The sequence below is a fragment of the Niastella koreensis GR20-10 genome, assembly GCF_000246855.1.
In the GTDB taxonomy this organism is placed as follows: Bacteria; Bacteroidota; Bacteroidia; order Chitinophagales; family Chitinophagaceae; genus Niastella; species Niastella koreensis.
In genome coordinates this window covers 5,437,055-5,453,307 of record NC_016609.1, presented here as the reverse complement: position 1 = coordinate 5,453,307, position 16,253 = coordinate 5,437,055, and the positions used below count along the sequence as shown (strand labels likewise).

Sequence of the window (16,253 nt, the reverse complement as noted above, 5' to 3'; positions counted from 1 at the left end):
GCTGCAAGCAAATACAGGCTGAAAGCCATAAGCTATAAGCTGTAAGCAACACACCGCTGCGTGCAACCATCTTCACGGCAAACCGCGAAACGGGTAACCGGAAACCGGTGACCGGTAACATGCAACTTGGAACCCGGAATCTGGAACTCAATAAATTGGAACTTACAATCGAGGCGGCTGAAATATAGCAGGGGAGTGCGTTTCAGGAATAAAAGTTATGTAGGCTCTTTCGTAGGAGGCAGCTGTTTCAGTGGGTTGCCAGGTGGTGTGCTGCTCATGAAACAATACTACTACTTCTTCGGTTTTTTCCTTTAAAATGACTGCTGAATGGTGTGTGGTGTCTTTGTGCGTATCCAGTAATTGCTGTACGCAATCGCAGGGTGTGGATGTGTAAATAGATGCGATGCGGCAATGCCAATAGCTAACCAGCTTGCCATACTGCAGGGCAAAAAAGGCGGTTAAGCATATGATGGCGGTTAATGATCGCACAGAACAAGGTGTGTTTTGAAAAAATACTAATAATATCGATAACTGACTAATTTTGCCGGAATCATTTTATATAAATTTTATGAGCACCTACATTAAACCTCTGGAAGTTCGCTGGTCTGACCTGGACCCCAATTTTCATTTACGTCATTCTGTATATTATGATTTTGGTGCCTATGTGCGGGTTTTATTCCTGGGGGAACATGGGTTAACCCCATCGTTTATGGTAAAACACCATTTTGGACCCATTTTATTCAGGGAAGAATGTGTTTTTAAGAAGGAAATAAGAATGGGTGACGTCATAACTATCGATGTACAATTGCTGAAAACCCGGCCCGATTTTTCGCGGTGGAGCATTCAGCATAATATTAGGAAAAATGGCGATGAAACGGCCGCCATTCTTACTGTAGACGGCGCATGGATGGATGTGCTGCAGCGCAAACTCACGATTCCGCCAGATACGGTAAAACATGTATTTGAGAATATGCCTAAGGCTGAACATTTTATGTGGGATAAATAACACTATTGCTTAACAACTTTTTATCATTTAACACGTTATTTTAGCTGAATTATTTAATGAATATCTCTATGAAAAGAATCGTTTTACCCTTGTTACTTCTTTCCAGTGTGGCGTCATTTGCGCAAAGCAGTTTATTGAAGAAAGCAAGCAGTGTGCTTAGCAAGGCTACCGGCAGCACTTCTACCGGCACCGGTTTATCTACAGATGAAATTGTGGCAGGTTTAAAAGACGCATTAAGCGTTGGCGCAACAAACAGCTCCAGTAAATTATCGGCAGTGGATGGCTTTTTTGCCAATGCTGCTATTAAAGTGTTGATGCCCCCCGAAGCAAAGAAAGTTGAAACTGCGCTGCGTACTGCAGGTATGGGCAAACTGGTTGATAACGCTATATTATCAATGAACCGGGCTGCTGAAGACGCCAGCAAATCGGCCGCACCAATTTTTGTGAATGCCATTAAGAACATGAGCATAAGCGATGCATTGGGTATTTTAAAAGGTGCCGATACCGCTGCTACCGGTTACCTGCGTGGAAAAACAACCGCAGCGCTTACTGCAGCTTTCCGCCCCGTTATTGACACCGCTTTGCAAAAAACAGCTGCTACCTCATATTGGAAAACAGTATTTGATGCCTACAATAAACTCCCAACTACCTTTACAAAGATCAACCCCGATTTAGCTGGTTATGTTACCGAAAAATCACTGGGTGGAATGTTTTACCAGGTAGCTGAGGAAGAAAAGAAGATCCGTAAAGATCCTGCCGCCCGTGTGACAGACATCCTGAAAAAAGTGTTTGGCAGTTAAGTTCGTCTGCTTGGAGATTTATTATAAATTGCATCCCCCGCTTAACCCGGGGGATTTTTTTATAATACAACAGTCACATGATAAGCAAAACGCTTTCTCTATACAGGAATGCCTATAGTGGCTTGTCTCCATCTACCTGGTGGCTGTCGTTTGTAATGTTAGTGAACCGCAGCGGCACCATGGTACTTCCCTTCATGACCATTTATCTTACCAGTCCGAAAATGGGGTACAGCATTGGACAGGCAGGGTTTGTTATGGCTCTGTTTGGCCTGGGTGCGGTAACTGGTGGTTTTTTAGGCGGCAAACTAACCGACCGCATCGGCTTTCATAAGGTGCAACTGATTACCTTGGGTGGTGGCGGCATTATGTTCATGATACTTGGCCAAATGAGGTCCTATCCGCTCATCTGTTTGTGCACCTTCTTATTAAGCCTGGTGAATGACGCGTTCAGGCCTGCTAATTCTACCGCTATTGTTGCTTATAGTAAAGAGGAAACGCGTACCCGTTCGTATGCGCTCAACCGGTTGGCCATTAACCTGGGCTGGGCAGTTGGCAGTGCTGTTGGCGGTTTACTGGCCGCTATCAATTATGAATTGTTGTTCTGGGTTGATGGCGCTACCAACCTCACGGCTGTTTTATTGTTGTGGTATTTTTTGCATCCCTCCAAACAGGTAAGGCCGGTTAAAAAGCAGGTTGTTACCGATCCTTCGCATTCGGCTTACCGCGATAAGATCTATCTCTGGTTCATTCTGCTTACGATCTTATTTGCCAGTTGCTTTTTTCAGTTGTTCACTAACCTGAGCGCCTATTATAAAATTGAACTGCATTTTAATGAACGCTTTATTGGGTTAATAGGGGCCCTCAATGGCATTATGATCACGATCATTGAAATGGTGCTCATTTTTAAACTGGAAGGCCGTCGCTCCAACCTTTTTTATATAGTAAGAGGCACCCTGTTGGTGGGTACTGCCTACTTTATGCTGAACATCTTTCACATCAATCACCTGCTGGCCATGCTGATGATGGTGGTTATGACAATGGGGGAGATCCTGGTGCTGCCATTCATGAATACCTTCTGGACTGCCCGCAGCGCCGATCATAACCGGGGCCAATACGCAGGGTTATATACCATTGCCTGGTCAATTGCACAAACTACCGGCCCGTTCCTGGGCGCGCAAATTGCCGAACATGCCGGGTTTAATGTGTTGTGGTGGGTATTGGGGGGAACAAGCTTTGTTACTGCTATTGGGTTTCTTTGGTTGAAAAAATATATGGGCGTTTAAAGTTATTAGTTCCAGGTTCCAGGTTTCAAGTTGCAGGTTACCGGTCACCGGTTTCCGGTTACCCGTTTCGCGGTTTGCCGTGAAGATGATTGACGCGCAGCAGTGTATTGCTTATGGCTTAAAGTTTGAAGCTTGCGGTTGTTTTCAGTGCAGCGGTGTAGTGCTTTCAGCTTTTGGCTTTCGGCTTTCGGCCTGTATTTGCTTGCGGCTTGCGGCTTGAAGCTTGCAGCTGTTTTCCTTACTTTTGCGCCATGTCTCCAGAGAAATTCGAAATGTTCCGCAACCGGCTCACCAAAGTGTACCGGCATTTAAATAAGCAGGCAAAACGCCAGGGTATTGCCTGTTATCGCATCTACGATCACGACCTGCCCGAATTTGCTTTATGTATTGAACGGTATGGCGATAATTTATACCTGGCAGAATACAAGCGGAAATTTGAAATGGCGGAGGCAGAACATGAAGCCTGGCTGGAAGCCTGTATAGAGCTGATCTGCGAAGTACTGCAAATGCCGGTTGACAATGTGTACATCAAGGAACGGCAACGCAAACCAGGCCGCCTGGGCCAGTACCAGCGGGTGAGTGAGGAAGGCGCCAACTTTGTTGTAGAAGAAGCGGAACTGAAATTTAAAGTGAACCTGAGCGATTATCTCGATACCGGCTTGTTTCTCGATCACCGCATTACCCGGGGCATGATACGCAATGAGGCGAATGAAAAAAGAGTATTGAACCTGTTTTGTTATACCGGTTCCTTCTCTGTATATGCAGCTGCGGGGGGCGCCTCGCAGGTAACCTCGGTTGATTTGTCAAAAACCTATTTGCAATGGGCGGAAGAGAATATGCGGCTGAATGAGCTGTACAATGAAAAGAAGCATGAGTTTGTTCATGCCGATGTAAAGCAATACCTCGATTCACTGGCGCCTGCTTCCTTTGACCTGGTAGTAATGGACCCACCCACTTTCAGCAACAGCAAACGTATGAAAGACTTCCTGGACATTCAGCGAGATCATGCTGAATTGTTGAATAAAACCATCCGTGCCGTAGCGCCTGGCGGCATTATTTACTTCAGTACCAATTACCGGAAGTTTGAGCTGGACAGGGAACAGATAAATGCCACTGAAATAAAAGATATCACCCGCGCCACCACGCCATTTGATTTTGAAGGTAAACTATTCAGATACTGTTATAAGATCTGGAAGTAGTTAAAGAAGAAATGGGCAATAAGCAAACTCCGATTGCCTATTGCCCATTGCCAATTGTCTATTGATTTAATGCTCAGAAAGCGGAATATCTCTTTTCAACATATCGTTGCGGTTGGCCATTTCCCAGGCGGTATAAAATACCAGCTGGGCTCTTTTAGCCATCAGGTTGTAATTGATCTTATCGGGTGTATCAGTTGGCTTATGGTAATCGTTGTGCGTTCCATTGAAGTAGAAAATAATGGGCACGCCTTTACGGGCGAAATTATAATGGTCGCTGCGATAGTAAATGCGTTCAGGATCTTTGGGTGCATTGTATTTATAATCCAGTTCCAGCCTGGTGTATTTTTTATTCACGGCCTCGCTGATGGGGCGCAGGTCAGAACTGAGTTTGTCATCGCCTACCACATATACATAGTTGGTGCTGTCGCCTTCCTTGCGTTTGGGATCGATACGGCCGATCATATCGATGTTCAGGTCGGCGGTTGTTTTGTCTAATGGGTATATCGGATGATCGCTGTAGAACTCGGAGCCCCACAACCCCTTTTCTTCCCCCGAAACGGTCATAAATACGATGGAGCGGCGGGGACCTTTGCCCGATGCTTTTGCTTTTGCAAATGCTTCGGCCAGTTCCAGCACACTTACGGTGCCTGAACCATCGTCATCTGCGCCGTAGTAAATAACCGAATCGCCGCGTTTGCCAAGGTGGTCATAATGTGCGGTGATAAACAAAAACTCGTCCTTTTTATCGGTGCCTTCCATAAACCCAACTACGTTGCTGCTGGATAATTCAATTCTGTCTTTTCTGAATTCGAGCTTAACCTCAGCTGTATATGTTTTAGGTTGCGCATTACCGGTTTTTACGGATTCAGCAGCTGCGTCAAAATCAGCGCCCATAATGGCTTTGGCAATCTCTTCAGAGATGAAAAAAGTGTTTGGGAAAACTGTTTTCTGAAATCCATCGAGGTAAGGTGAGCTTTTGCCCGACCCCATCCCGCTACGACGGGGAAACCCATTTTGCACTATCAGGATGGCGGCTGCGCCATTTTTCTGTGCGGCTTCCATTATCGCGTAAGGACCAAAAGTTCTGCGGTTACGGGTGCTGGAGCCACCACCGGTTTGTGCCGGTGAAGATGGGGCCTGAAATACCAGTGCAATTTTGCCTGCTACATCTTTAAAATCGTTGCGGGTACTATCACTGATACCGGCGCCTGCAAAAACAACCTGGTTGCAGAATAAAGTACTTGTATGCCCCATTCCCTGGCTGATCGTAAAGTCGTTGAACATCGCAAACGGCTTTCCGTTCACATCTATAGCTGCTTTGGCTATTGAATCCTGGTAAATGGGATAACCCAGTTGAAAATTGCCTTTATTGCCGGGTTGTAAATTCAGTGCCTTAAACTGGCTTTCAATATAGGCAGCTGCTTTGCGTTGTCCCTCAGTGGCCGTTTCGCGACCTTCCATCCCGGGGCCGGCTATGATGTACAAGTGCTTTTTTAAGTCGTCGGGGGTTATTGTAGTGGCAAATGGCCTGGGGTCGGCGATCTTTTGCGCCGAGGCGGCTGTTGAGGCCGCCAAAGCCATAACCAGGAGCGTTCTTCTCATAATGTGCTTTTTGTGTTTCTTCAAAAGTAATTGAGAGGGATTTGATTAGAAAGAATACTTGGTTGAATGGTGAACGTGAATTTTTAATGGTGGAAAGGCAGTGGGCAACTCTGTCAACATTATCAACCGCCCTCGTTCGACCTCAGTCTATCACTTTAAACCCTTGTCAACTTGTTAACCTGTCAACCCGTCAACTGATCAACTATGCATTAAATTCACTCAATTCCAACCAACGCAACTCTTTCTCATCTAATAAACCCGTTATCTCACTAATCCGCACCGATAGTTGTTGCAACCGATCGAAGGGCAGGGAGCCGTCGTTCATTTGTTCGGTGATGGTTTCTTTTTCTTTTTCGAGTTTGGCGATATCTTTCTGCAGTTGTTCGAATTCTCTTTTTTCATTATACGACATCTTCTTTTTCTCTGCTTCCTTCACCGGCGCCGCTTTAACTTCCTGTTTAACGGGTTGGGTTTCTTTTTCTCCCTCTTCTTTATCCTTTAACCATAACCGGTATTGCGAATAGTTACCCGGAAAATCGCGGATGACCCCTTCGCCTTCAAAAACAAACAGGTGATCAACCAGGCGGTCCATAAAATAACGGTCGTGCGAAACAATGAGTAAACACCCGGGGTATTCGCTCAGGAAATTTTCCAGCACCCCCAGCGTTGGCAGATCGAGGTCGTTGGTAGGCTCATCGAGGATTAAAAAGTTGGGATTCCGAAACAGGATCGACAATAAATGCAAGCGTCTTTTTTCTCCACCGCTGAGTTTAGAAATATACGTATACTGTTGCTCTGGCGGAAACAGGAACAATTGCAGGAACTGGGCCGCGCTTAAGGCGCCACCGCTCGCGAGCGGAAAGCTTTCTGCAATGTTTTTTACAAATTCAATTACCCGCATGTCTTCTTTTATCACCAGACCCTGTTGGGAGTAGTTACCAAAGATCACGGTTTCACCAATATTGATCTTACCGCTGTCGGCCGGTTCAAGACCCTGCAGCATATTCAGAAAAGTAGATTTGCCCACCCCATTTTTACCTACAACACCGATGCGTTCCCCTTTTTTAAAGGTGTAATCAAACCCTTTCATGATCGGTTTTTCACCAAAGCTCTTGTATACTTTTTTCAGTTCGATCACTTTACCACCCAGCCGGCTCATTTTCATGGAGAGCTCCAATTGAGCGTCTTCTATTCGTTGTTTGGCTACAGCTTCTACTTTATAGAAATTGTCCTGGCGGCTTTTGCTTTTAGTGGTACGGGCCTTGGGTTGCTTGCGCATCCATTCCAGTTCCTTACGGTATGTATTGCGGGCTTTATCTATGGTGGCGGCATCGCTTTCCTGGCGGGCCGCTTTTTTTTCGATGTAATTTTGATAATCTCCTTTATAAACAAATAGTTCACTGCCGTCTATCTCCCAGATTTCATCACTTACGGCATCCAGAAAATAGCGGTCGTGGGTAACCAGCAACAGGGTTACGTTTTGTTGGTCGAGGTAATTTTCCAGCCATTCCACCATTTCAACATCCAGGTGGTTGGTGGGCTCGTCCATGATCAGCAACACGTGTTTATGGTCAAAACCAATATCTATGAGGGTTTTTGCCAGCGCCACGCGTTTGCGTTGCCCACCCGAAAGGGTATTAACGGCCTGATTCAGGTGATGGATGTTCAGCCTGGCCAGGATCTGTTTTACTTTGGCATCAAAATCCCAGGCGCCCAGGTCATCCATTTTTACAATGGCGTCGGTTAGTTTATCGGGATCGCCCTCTTCGCTAATGGCTTCAAATTCCCTTATGGCATTGATAACCGGGTGATTATGATAGAAAATATTATCCAGGATCGTCCCTTTTTCGTCAAAAACGGGGTCCTGCTCAAACAGGGCAACGGTCACTTCTTTGTTGATCCAGGCGGTGCCGCTGTCGGCTGTTTCTTTGCCGGCGAGGATCCGCAACAGGGTACTTTTTCCACTGCCATTCCGGGCTACCAGGGCAATTTTATCGCCCTCTTCCACATGAAATGAAATATTCTCAAACAACGGTTTTACACCAAACGACTTGCCCAGTGCTTCTACAGATACATAATGCATGGCGCAAAGATACTGGTTCCAAGTTTCAAGTTCCAAGTTCGGAGTTCCAAGTTCTTTGTTCTCGATTCTAAGTTTAAGTTCTTAGGTTCGTGGGTTATTAAGTTTGTTAGTTCGGGATTGCAGCTTGAGGCTGTTTCCGTAACTTAACAAACCTATGTTTCTAATTAATCATATTATACTCGTGGTGCTCTGGGTGCTTTTTGGCATTTTTCACAGCGTGCTGGCCGCCAACTGGTGGAAGCGGTTTATGGAACGGCGCCTGGGGCTTCGGTATAAATATTATGCTTTTTCCTACTCGGTATTTGCGGCGGTTACGCTTATGGCTATCCTGTTGTACCAGGTTTACCTGCAAAGCAACCTATTATACGTGGCGCCGGCCTGGGTAAAGTTATTGTTATGTTTACCGTTGGGAACGGCATTGGTTATTATGGGTATAATGATTAAAAAATACTTTTTTGCACTCAGCGGCATCAGCGTTTTTTATAAAGAACAGCCGCCGGTTGGTGAGTTGGAATTGGACGGAATGAACCGCTATGTACGGCATCCATTATATTTTGGTACGTTGCTGCTCATCTGGTCGCTGTTTTTTATTTACCCTTTTGTAAAGAATTTACTGGCCTGCCTGATAATAACGCTGTATACGGTATGGGGCGCCATACTGGAAGAAAAAAAGCTGAGCGCCCAGTTTGGTGAGAAGTATAAAGCATACCAAAAGCATGTACCCATGTTATTACCTCGCCTTTAATGTATTTTCCTTGTCAACCTGTTAACTTGTCAACTTTTCAACTTGCCTTTCATTGCTCATTTCCATTTGATATTACAGCCTATACTTGGTTTTTGATCGGCCGGCACCTGTTTTCCCGCTATCAAATGGTCAAGCGCATTACGGATATCTGCGCCCGAAACCGGTTTGTCGTTACCCGGGCGGGAATCATCGAGCTGACCGCGGTATGCCAGCAACAGGTCTTTATTGTAAATAAAGAAATCGGGCGTACAGGCTGCTTCATAAGCTTTGGCCACAGCTTGCGTTTCGTCGTATAAATAAGGAAAGGGATACTGTTGTTGTTCGGCTACCTGTTTCATTTGTTCGGGCCCGTCTTCGGGATAACTGGCCACATCGTTGGAGCTGATGGCGATAAAACTGATGCCTTTATCTTTATAATCATTCCCCAGCTTTACCAATGCAGGATTTACGTGTTTTACAAACGGACAATGGTTGCAAATGAACATCAACACCGTAGCGGTAACGCCTTTTGCTGCTTCCAGTGAGATCTCTTTTCCACTGACCGTATCAGGTAAGGTAAACCCGGATGCTTTTTCACCCAGTGGTGTCATAACAGATGGAGTGCGTGCCATAATTATTCTATAAAGTGTACAGTTACAATTTTACCGTTATCTATTTTATAAACAGCTATGCCTTCAGAAGGTTTACGGTTGGCGCTGGTTAGTTTTTCCTGGTCAACAACGGTGTTGCCCATTACCATCCGGTTTACGATCTGGCAATGCAGATCGGGCGTTTTATTGAAATATTTGGTGTATTCCCCGCGGATCTCCTGTTTTCCCTTCATCAATACCTTGCCATCTGCATCGTAAATGACCACATTGTCGCTATAGGGCGCCAGGAAAGCGTCAATATTATGAATGTTATAACCATTAACCTGTTGCTGTACCAGCATTTCGGGTGAAGGCTGTATTAAGTTTTCCGGTTGAATGATTGCGCCATGATGAAAAATGCTGCGAATGCTGGCTGGCGTGGGCAGGCTGCTGGTGGGATCGCTATCCAGCAACAACAGATCGGCCAGTTTTCCTTTTTCAATACTGCCCAGGTCTTTTTCCTTTCCAAATCCTTTTGCTGCATTGATAGTCGCAGAACGAATGATCTCCCAGTTACTGAGCCCGGCTTTTTGCATGGCCAGCAGTTCGTCTCCATACGAGGCCGCGTGTTGCGTACCAATATTACCTGCATCGGTTCCCGAAACTATTAATACGCCGGCTTGCTGCGCCAGTTTCAGGTTAGTGGCCATTATAGTATCTTCTTTGGCCGGAATATGAAACCGGTTGCGCATAGTATGATAATCAAAGGGCGCTTTTGTTCCCAGATGTTGCAGATCGAGCAGGCTGCCCAGCATAAATGGATTGGACCAGGTGAGGTCGTGCGCGGTAAAATCAAATTGCTGGGTAAAGGTGCGGTGATAGCCTTCGGCAACCACCAGGGTGGGGATGTAGACAATGTTCCTGCTTTTCATCAATTGCAGCATCTCATTGTCGAGGGGCTTATCATCAACGCTGTGCACCAAAATGTCGGCGCCGGCCTCAACCGCCAGTTTAGCGGTTTGATACTGGGTGGCATGCACGGCAACTTTTAACCCGTTGGCATGACTTTCTTCTATAGCCGCTTTTACAATAGGATAGGTAGTCTCCGGTTTTTGATCGCGTAAAACGATGTACCAGATCTTTATAAAGTCAGGTTTGTAAGGCAGTTGTTTTTTCACCAGGTCACGGGCTTCCTGTTCGCTGTTTACCTTTATAATAGGCGGGTCGTTTTTATCCAGGTTGGGTGGCAGGTATGTTGATATCAGCGGACCGGTTACAAATGCATTGGGGGCCAGTATAGTTGTGTCCAGCTGACTACGGATGGCATAATTGCTGAAGGGGCCACCCACATCAATAACCGTAGTAATGCCACAGGCCAGGTAACGCGCCATCAGATCGGCCCGGTTGTCTTTCACCCATTGCTGGTCTTTTTCATACGGGTATACACTGTTCAGATTCACAGCATCGGGCCGGGTATACAAACCACCGCTTTGAAAAAAGTGAATATGTGCATCCGTCATACCGGGCATCAGGTATTTACCGGTTCCATCAATAACCTGGGCATTGGCTGGCGTCTTTACTTTTTTTGTTGAACCAACTGCCGAGATGCGGTTATTTTCAATGACCACCGTTTGATCGGCATCTGTCTTTTGGGTAATTACATTTACTACGTTAACGTGGGTAATGCAAACCGGTGTGGCCGGTTGTTGATAGGGTTTACCGGGGGTGTTGTTTTGGGCACAGAGGAAGGAGCTATAAAGCAACATGTATAGCAACAGGTATTTTCTCATGCCAGTGATGTTTTACTAAAGATAAAACAGAAGGAGCTATAAATGGTAAATGAACCAGCAAATAAGTGCGGTAATAACCAGCATCAACACCCATTTATATTTCTCCCATATGTGGTATTGTTTTTTACTGCTGATGGCCTGCTCAATGGTTGCAAGGGCTGTGGCATCGTCACCGGCCAGTTGAAATAACAGGTCTGCAATGGGCATAAAGAATTTCCTGGGTAAGGGTTCTATAGAAGTCAGCAGGCTTTGTATGATGGCCCGGTTAACAGTTACATCTTTTTGTTCCTGTAACATGCCGATGGCATTTTCTGTTAACAGCTCGCGAATATGCAGGCTTACTGCATCGTACCGGAGATGGAAGGTATTCATTGATGCTACATATTGTTGCAGGTGGCGGCATTCCTGTAAAATATGGGCGGGGGTGAGGGGAGCACGGGTAAATGACTTTCCTGTACTGCGTACATACCAGCGTTGGTAATGATAGGCTTCCCGCTTTTTAGGATCGCTTAGGGTTTGATAGGCTTCCTGTACTTCGCGGAACTGGGCGGCGGCCAGGTGACTGCCATTGTTTTTGTCGGGATGGTATTGTTGGGCCAGCCGGCGAAACGATCGCCTGATGTCCTGCAAAGAGGCGGTGGTGGGTAACTCCAGTATTTTGTAATAATCTTTTACCTGGTTCATATTTCAGTTCTCAGTTCATGGTTCACGGCTCTCTGTTCTCGGTTCAAAGTTCTCAGTTCAAAGTTTAAACCGAAAACTTAAAACTGGTTATTTTTCGGTTAATGGTATTTTTAGCGGTTCAATATAGGGTAACTTGTACGTATAGATAGTAAAAACCGCAAAGATTAAAAGCTCTACCCAATATGTGCAAAAAAAGTGGTGTGTATATCGTACATTCTACAACAAATAAGGGGTTTTATCCGTTTGGGGAATGCCTATTTTACGTAAGTTTGCTCCATTCTATGAAGACACACACATTTCGCTCGAAACCTGAATTGATCGCTATTCTGACAATTGCTTTGTTCTGCTTTATGGCAGCTAATTGTCACGAGAATCCTTCAGCAAAAGTAGCCAATGAAGCCGGCGCTTCTAAATCAGAACCTCCAACAACGGGTAAGGACAAATCAGCAAATACTGAACCCACGCCATCGGTAGATGGAATGAAAGTAGCTGACCCCAAAACCATTTTGGGCCGTCCGGAAGTTCCTATTTTATGTTATCATCAGATCCGCGACTGGAAGCCTACTGATTCCAAATCAGCCAAAGATTACATTATACCTCCTGCTTCCCTGGCCGACCAGATAAAAATGCTCAGCGACAGTGGTTATCACACCATTCTTCCCGATCAGTTATATGCTTACCTGAATGAAGGAAAGCCATTGCCATCAAAACCGGTGATGCTTACTTTCGACGACACTGATCTGGACCAATACACCGTAGCCAAACCGTTGCTGGATAAATACGGTTACAAAGGCGTGTTCTTTGTAATGACTGTTTCAATTGGCCGTCCGCATTATATGAGCAAAGAGCAGATCAAAGATCTTTCTGATAATGGCCATGTAATAGGTTCACATACCTGGGACCATCATAACGTAAAGAAATACCAGGGTAAGGATTGGGAAATCCAAATTGAAAAGCCAACCAAATTGCTGGAATCCATCACTGGTAAAAAGATCCAGTACTTTGCTTATCCTTTTGGTTTGTGGAATCATGAGGCTATCCCTGAGCTCAAGAAAAGAGGCATGATCGCCGCCTTCCAGTTATACTCAAAACGCGACGAGCAGGATCCTTTATACACCATCCGCCGGATCATTGTTCCTGCTATGAAACCTGCATCATTGTATAAATCAATGCACGAAGGTTTTCATTATAATTAATCGCCGGTCAACATATAGTAAGATATTGAGTAGTCCCGACCTGTCGGGACTACTTTTTTTTGCCCCTTCTTCAAATAGTTGCATACCTGTTTAGTTAAAATCTGGTTTTATCGCTTCCTTCACATAAAGTATTATTAAAAGGTGTAAGTGCCTAAACGGCTGGCATTGTATTCGTTCTAATTGAACAGGAAGAAGGTTAAGCGGGCTCCGCTCTTCTTCCCAATCTAAAACTCACCTAAATGAAACGAATTGCAATCAATACACCGGTAATACTTTTATTATTACTGTTTGGCAGCCTTCAAAATAAAGCGGTTGCCCAGGTAGATGAACAGGTTACGTACCAGACGTTCTACGATGAGCTGTCGCCATATGGAAACTGGATCGACTACCCTGAATACGGATACGTATGGCAGCCTGAATTAGGCCCCGATTTCAGACCTTACAGCACTAACGGGCACTGGGTTTGGACCGACGAATATGAATGGATGTGGGTGTCGGACTATTCCTGGGGCTGGGCGCCTTTTCACTACGGCCGTTGGTTTTACGATGATTATTATGGCTGGCTTTGGGAGCCGGGGTATGACTGGTCGCCAGCCTGGGTTTGCTGGCGCAGCGGCGGGGATTATTACGGCTGGGCTCCATTGGGACCACAGTTCAGCATAGGCGTAAACCTTTCCTTTGGTAGTTATTCGCCACCCAGCAATTACTGGTGTTTTGTTGACCGGCAGTACATTGCCTCACCACGGGTGTATAACTATTGTTATGGGGTAAATCGCAATACAACCTTCATAAATAACACAACTATTATTAATAATTATCGCCGGGAGCGGAATGTGTATGTAACCGGCCCTGGTCGCCGCGAGGTAGAACGGTATACCGGACAATCGATCCGTTCTGTAGGCGTCAGGGATGTTGGCAGACCTGGAAGAGCCGGTTTCCGCGATAACGAGGTGTCTGTTTTTCGCCCACAGGTGAATCGCAATAACAACCGGTATGCACCAAACCAGTTTCAACGGTTCAACAGGGATCAACGGAACGATGTAGCTGATAACCGTGGGAACCGTTTTGGTGGAAATAACGATCGCCGTGGAAACATGGGTGGTTTTGAAGAAAGACGTCAACAGCAGGACCCAATGATGCGTCAGAGAAATGCAGATGCAGAAAATAACCGTCGCCAGTTTGAACAACGGCAGCAGCAGGATCAGATGATGCGGCAAAGAAATGCAGATGCGGAGAATAACCGCCGTCAGTTTGAACAACGGCAGCAGCAGGATCAAATGATGCGTCAGAGAAATGCAGATGCAGAAAATAACCGCCGCCAGTTTGAACAACGGCAACAGCATGAGCAAATGATGCGGCAAAGAAATGCAGATGAGGAGAATAATCGCCGGCAGTTTGAACAGCGGCCACGGCCTCAATTTGATAACCAGCAGAATAATGGCGGCTTCCGTGGATTTCGCGGACAGCAGCAACAACAACCGCAACCTCAGCAGCAACAACCTCAATTTGAGCGGCGGAATCCGGAGCAGGGGAATCAGCAGGGAGGAGGCCATTTTGGCGGTTTCCGCGGTTTTGGCGGGCAACAACAACAACAGCCACAACAACAAGCTCAGCCTCAGCAAAATCGTGACGAAAACCAGGGTGGAGGCGGCCGGTTTGGTGGCGGATCTGGGGACAGGGGCCAGGGACATGGCGGCTGGCGTCACGGTTAATAATAAAAAATCATCTTTCTCAATTAAAAAGGGCCTTCGGGCCCTTTTTGCTTTATAATCAGCTAATAGGCATAAAGGTGTGCAACGTAAGTAACTGGTTATTTGTCATAAAGGCCAGAAAAACGATATATCTGGCTAAACTTATTGGTAAATTTGCGGTCTGAGAGCAAGTTTCAAGCATTACAACTGGGATCACAATCAAAATTTGTTAACTAAAAATGAAAACTGTGCAAGTAAGAAAAAATGCATTTCTGGTGTTGGGATTACTGGCTTTTGTATCCGTAGCGTTGAGTGGATGTTTAAAACAATCCTCGAGTTCCACGGTCTCGCCCAAAACTTACATTTCACTTTTACACCTGGCGCCATGGGCTCCGGCTGTTGAAGTTTATTTCAACAATAAACAGGCATCATCTGCCATCAGTACGGGATCAGTTTCCAGTTCTTATTCAGCACTGGACCCTGGGGTATATGCGATCGGTTTCAAAAAAGCCGGTGGCGATAGCGTTGTAGCCTCATTGAGCTCCAGCATATACGATTCATCACAGTATTCAACCTTATTGTTGTATAACCTCGATACAACACATGTAGGCGCGGCCAAAATTATTGATGATTACAGCGTGCTGACCACCACCTCTTCATACATCAGGTTTTTTCATCTGGCCCCTGAAATGAATGATGTGGATCTGTATTTAGATGGTAACCAGGCATCTACAGGCCGCAGTTACGCCGATAACGTTTCAGTAGGTTATTATAACCAGTTTTCTCCAATTACGCCGGGAACTTATAACCTGATCGTAAAGAAAGCGGGAGTTGATTCTGTGATCGCCAGCGTAAGCTCAGTAACTCTTTCTGCAGGCAATGCCTTTACAATATATTTAAGGGGTAGGAAAGGTGGTACCGGCATTAATGCAATTGGTGTAGATTACCTGCAATCTGTGGATTAAGTCGTTGTACTAACAACATTGTTTATAATGATTTTTTTGTTACGCCTGATGATCTTTCAGTTATCATCAGGCGTAATTATTTATATGCAGTCTCTATAAATTATTTGGATAGCATTAGAAAAAGATTTAATTTTTAGATAACTTTCTGACCCCGTTATTACGACCTTAAATCTGGAATTTTACTACTGAAATGTTAAGTCTCACCCATTTCGCTTACAGGGTCTGTACTCAATGAACCTTTTGGTTAATCTGATGTTTGGTTGGTAGCAAGTCTCTGCAAGGCTATAAAAGCCCGTACATATTTTTATTGGGACCACTATTCTGATAACACACAAAAGTTGAACGTATGAAAAAATCATCGGCAACCATTTATTCTCCTGCAATGGAGTTGCCAGTCATTTCAAGAAGGCTTATCCGCCGCGCAAACAGAACCAGGATCAGCTCAACAACAGTTGAAAATTTATCAAATGCTGTTCCGCCACCAAGTGAAGAAGAAATCCACCGTTTGAACCAATTGGGAAAGCAATACCCATTTTGCGTTTACTACAAACAGAAAGATCATGACCCATTATGATTGTGGGCATAAATTTTAATGATTTTGATAAGTATAATTCCCTATTGTCTTGTTTTTTTACAAGAA

At 45.3% G+C, this 16,253-nt stretch carries 15 protein-coding genes; 9 read left to right on the top strand and 6 right to left on the bottom strand.

Annotation, left to right across the window (positions count from 1 at the left end):
- Positions 1 to 162 precede the first annotated feature (162 nt).
- The gene (locus tag NIAKO_RS21380) at positions 163 to 489 is read right to left on the bottom strand and encodes a hypothetical protein (protein ID WP_041347125.1); all 327 of its coding nucleotides are present in this window, start codon (positions 487 to 489) and stop codon (positions 163 to 165) included.
- A 79-nt stretch (positions 490 to 568) separates the two neighbouring features.
- Here NIAKO_RS21380 and NIAKO_RS21375 point away from each other — a divergent pair, with 79 nt between their 5' ends.
- From NIAKO_RS21375 to NIAKO_RS21360, 4 genes are all read left to right on the top strand, one after another.
- Positions 569 to 1,006 carry an acyl-CoA thioesterase gene (locus NIAKO_RS21375; protein ID WP_014220532.1) on the top strand — a complete coding sequence of 146 codons (438 nt, stop codon included), beginning with the start codon at positions 569 to 571 and terminating at the stop codon, positions 1,004 to 1,006.
- Positions 1,007 to 1,074: 68 nt separating this feature from the next.
- On the top strand, positions 1,075 to 1,806 hold the full coding sequence (locus NIAKO_RS21370; RefSeq protein ID WP_014220531.1) for a DUF4197 domain-containing protein: 732 nt from the start codon (positions 1,075 to 1,077) through the stop codon (positions 1,804 to 1,806).
- Positions 1,807 to 1,883: 77 nt separating this feature from the next.
- A complete protein-coding gene (locus tag NIAKO_RS21365; protein WP_014220530.1) occupies positions 1,884 to 3,089 on the top strand; it encodes an MDR family MFS transporter in 1,206 nt (401 codons plus the stop codon).
- A gap of 251 nt (positions 3,090 to 3,340) precedes the next feature.
- Complete coding sequence (locus NIAKO_RS21360; RefSeq protein ID WP_014220529.1) at positions 3,341 to 4,288, top strand: class I SAM-dependent methyltransferase; 948 nt, start codon at positions 3,341 to 3,343, stop codon at positions 4,286 to 4,288.
- 66 nt (positions 4,289 to 4,354) lie between these two features.
- On the opposite strand, the gene NIAKO_RS21355 is transcribed toward NIAKO_RS21360, so the two are convergent.
- Together NIAKO_RS21355 and NIAKO_RS21350 are read right to left on the bottom strand one after the other, a co-directional pair.
- Entirely contained in the window at positions 4,355 to 5,890 is a 1,536-nt protein-coding gene (locus NIAKO_RS21355; protein WP_014220528.1) for a M28 family peptidase, read from the bottom strand.
- 202 nt (positions 5,891 to 6,092) lie between these two features.
- On the bottom strand, positions 6,093 to 7,973 hold the full coding sequence (locus NIAKO_RS21350) for an ABC-F family ATP-binding cassette domain-containing protein (RefSeq protein ID WP_014220527.1): 1,881 nt from the start codon (positions 7,971 to 7,973) through the stop codon (positions 6,093 to 6,095).
- 154 nt (positions 7,974 to 8,127) lie between these two features.
- Between NIAKO_RS21350 and NIAKO_RS37040 the strand changes: the two genes are divergently transcribed.
- On the top strand, positions 8,128 to 8,718 hold the full coding sequence (locus NIAKO_RS37040) for a methyltransferase family protein (RefSeq protein WP_014220526.1): 591 nt from the start codon (positions 8,128 to 8,130) through the stop codon (positions 8,716 to 8,718).
- Positions 8,719 to 8,774: 56 nt separating this feature from the next.
- Here NIAKO_RS37040 and NIAKO_RS21340 read toward each other — a convergent pair whose 3' ends face one another.
- The 3 genes from NIAKO_RS21340 to NIAKO_RS37035 are packed head-to-tail and all read right to left on the bottom strand — an operon-like array spanning position 8,775 to position 11,761.
- On the bottom strand, positions 8,775 to 9,329 hold the full coding sequence (locus tag NIAKO_RS21340; protein ID WP_014220525.1) for a thioredoxin family protein: 555 nt from the start codon (positions 9,327 to 9,329) through the stop codon (positions 8,775 to 8,777).
- A gap of 2 nt (positions 9,330 to 9,331) precedes the next feature.
- Positions 9,332 to 11,077 carry an amidohydrolase family protein gene (locus NIAKO_RS21335; protein WP_014220524.1) on the bottom strand — a complete coding sequence of 582 codons (1,746 nt, stop codon included), beginning with the start codon at positions 11,075 to 11,077 and terminating at the stop codon, positions 9,332 to 9,334.
- Between the two features lie 36 nt (positions 11,078 to 11,113).
- Positions 11,114 to 11,761 carry a J domain-containing protein gene (locus NIAKO_RS37035; protein ID WP_014220523.1) on the bottom strand — a complete coding sequence of 216 codons (648 nt, stop codon included), beginning with the start codon at positions 11,759 to 11,761 and terminating at the stop codon, positions 11,114 to 11,116.
- Between the two features lie 281 nt (positions 11,762 to 12,042).
- On the opposite strand from NIAKO_RS37035, the gene NIAKO_RS21325 reads away from it, so the two are divergent.
- The 4 genes from NIAKO_RS21325 (at position 12,043) to NIAKO_RS38660 (ending at position 16,187) form a co-directional block, all read left to right on the top strand.
- Positions 12,043 to 12,957 carry a polysaccharide deacetylase family protein gene (locus NIAKO_RS21325; protein WP_041349096.1) on the top strand — a complete coding sequence of 305 codons (915 nt, stop codon included), beginning with the start codon at positions 12,043 to 12,045 and terminating at the stop codon, positions 12,955 to 12,957.
- Positions 12,958 to 13,196: 239 nt separating this feature from the next.
- Positions 13,197 to 14,669, top strand: a complete 1,473-nt coding sequence (locus tag NIAKO_RS37030; protein WP_014220521.1) for a DUF6600 domain-containing protein — start codon at positions 13,197 to 13,199, stop codon at positions 14,667 to 14,669.
- Between the two features lie 218 nt (positions 14,670 to 14,887).
- Positions 14,888 to 15,613 (top strand): DUF4397 domain-containing protein, encoded by a 726-nt coding sequence (locus NIAKO_RS21315; RefSeq protein WP_014220520.1) that lies wholly within the window; start codon positions 14,888 to 14,890, stop codon positions 15,611 to 15,613.
- Positions 15,614 to 15,959: 346 nt separating this feature from the next.
- Positions 15,960 to 16,187, top strand: coding sequence for a hypothetical protein (locus NIAKO_RS38660; RefSeq protein ID WP_133055363.1), 228 nt, complete (start codon positions 15,960 to 15,962; stop codon positions 16,185 to 16,187).
- Positions 16,188 to 16,253 lie beyond the last annotated feature (66 nt).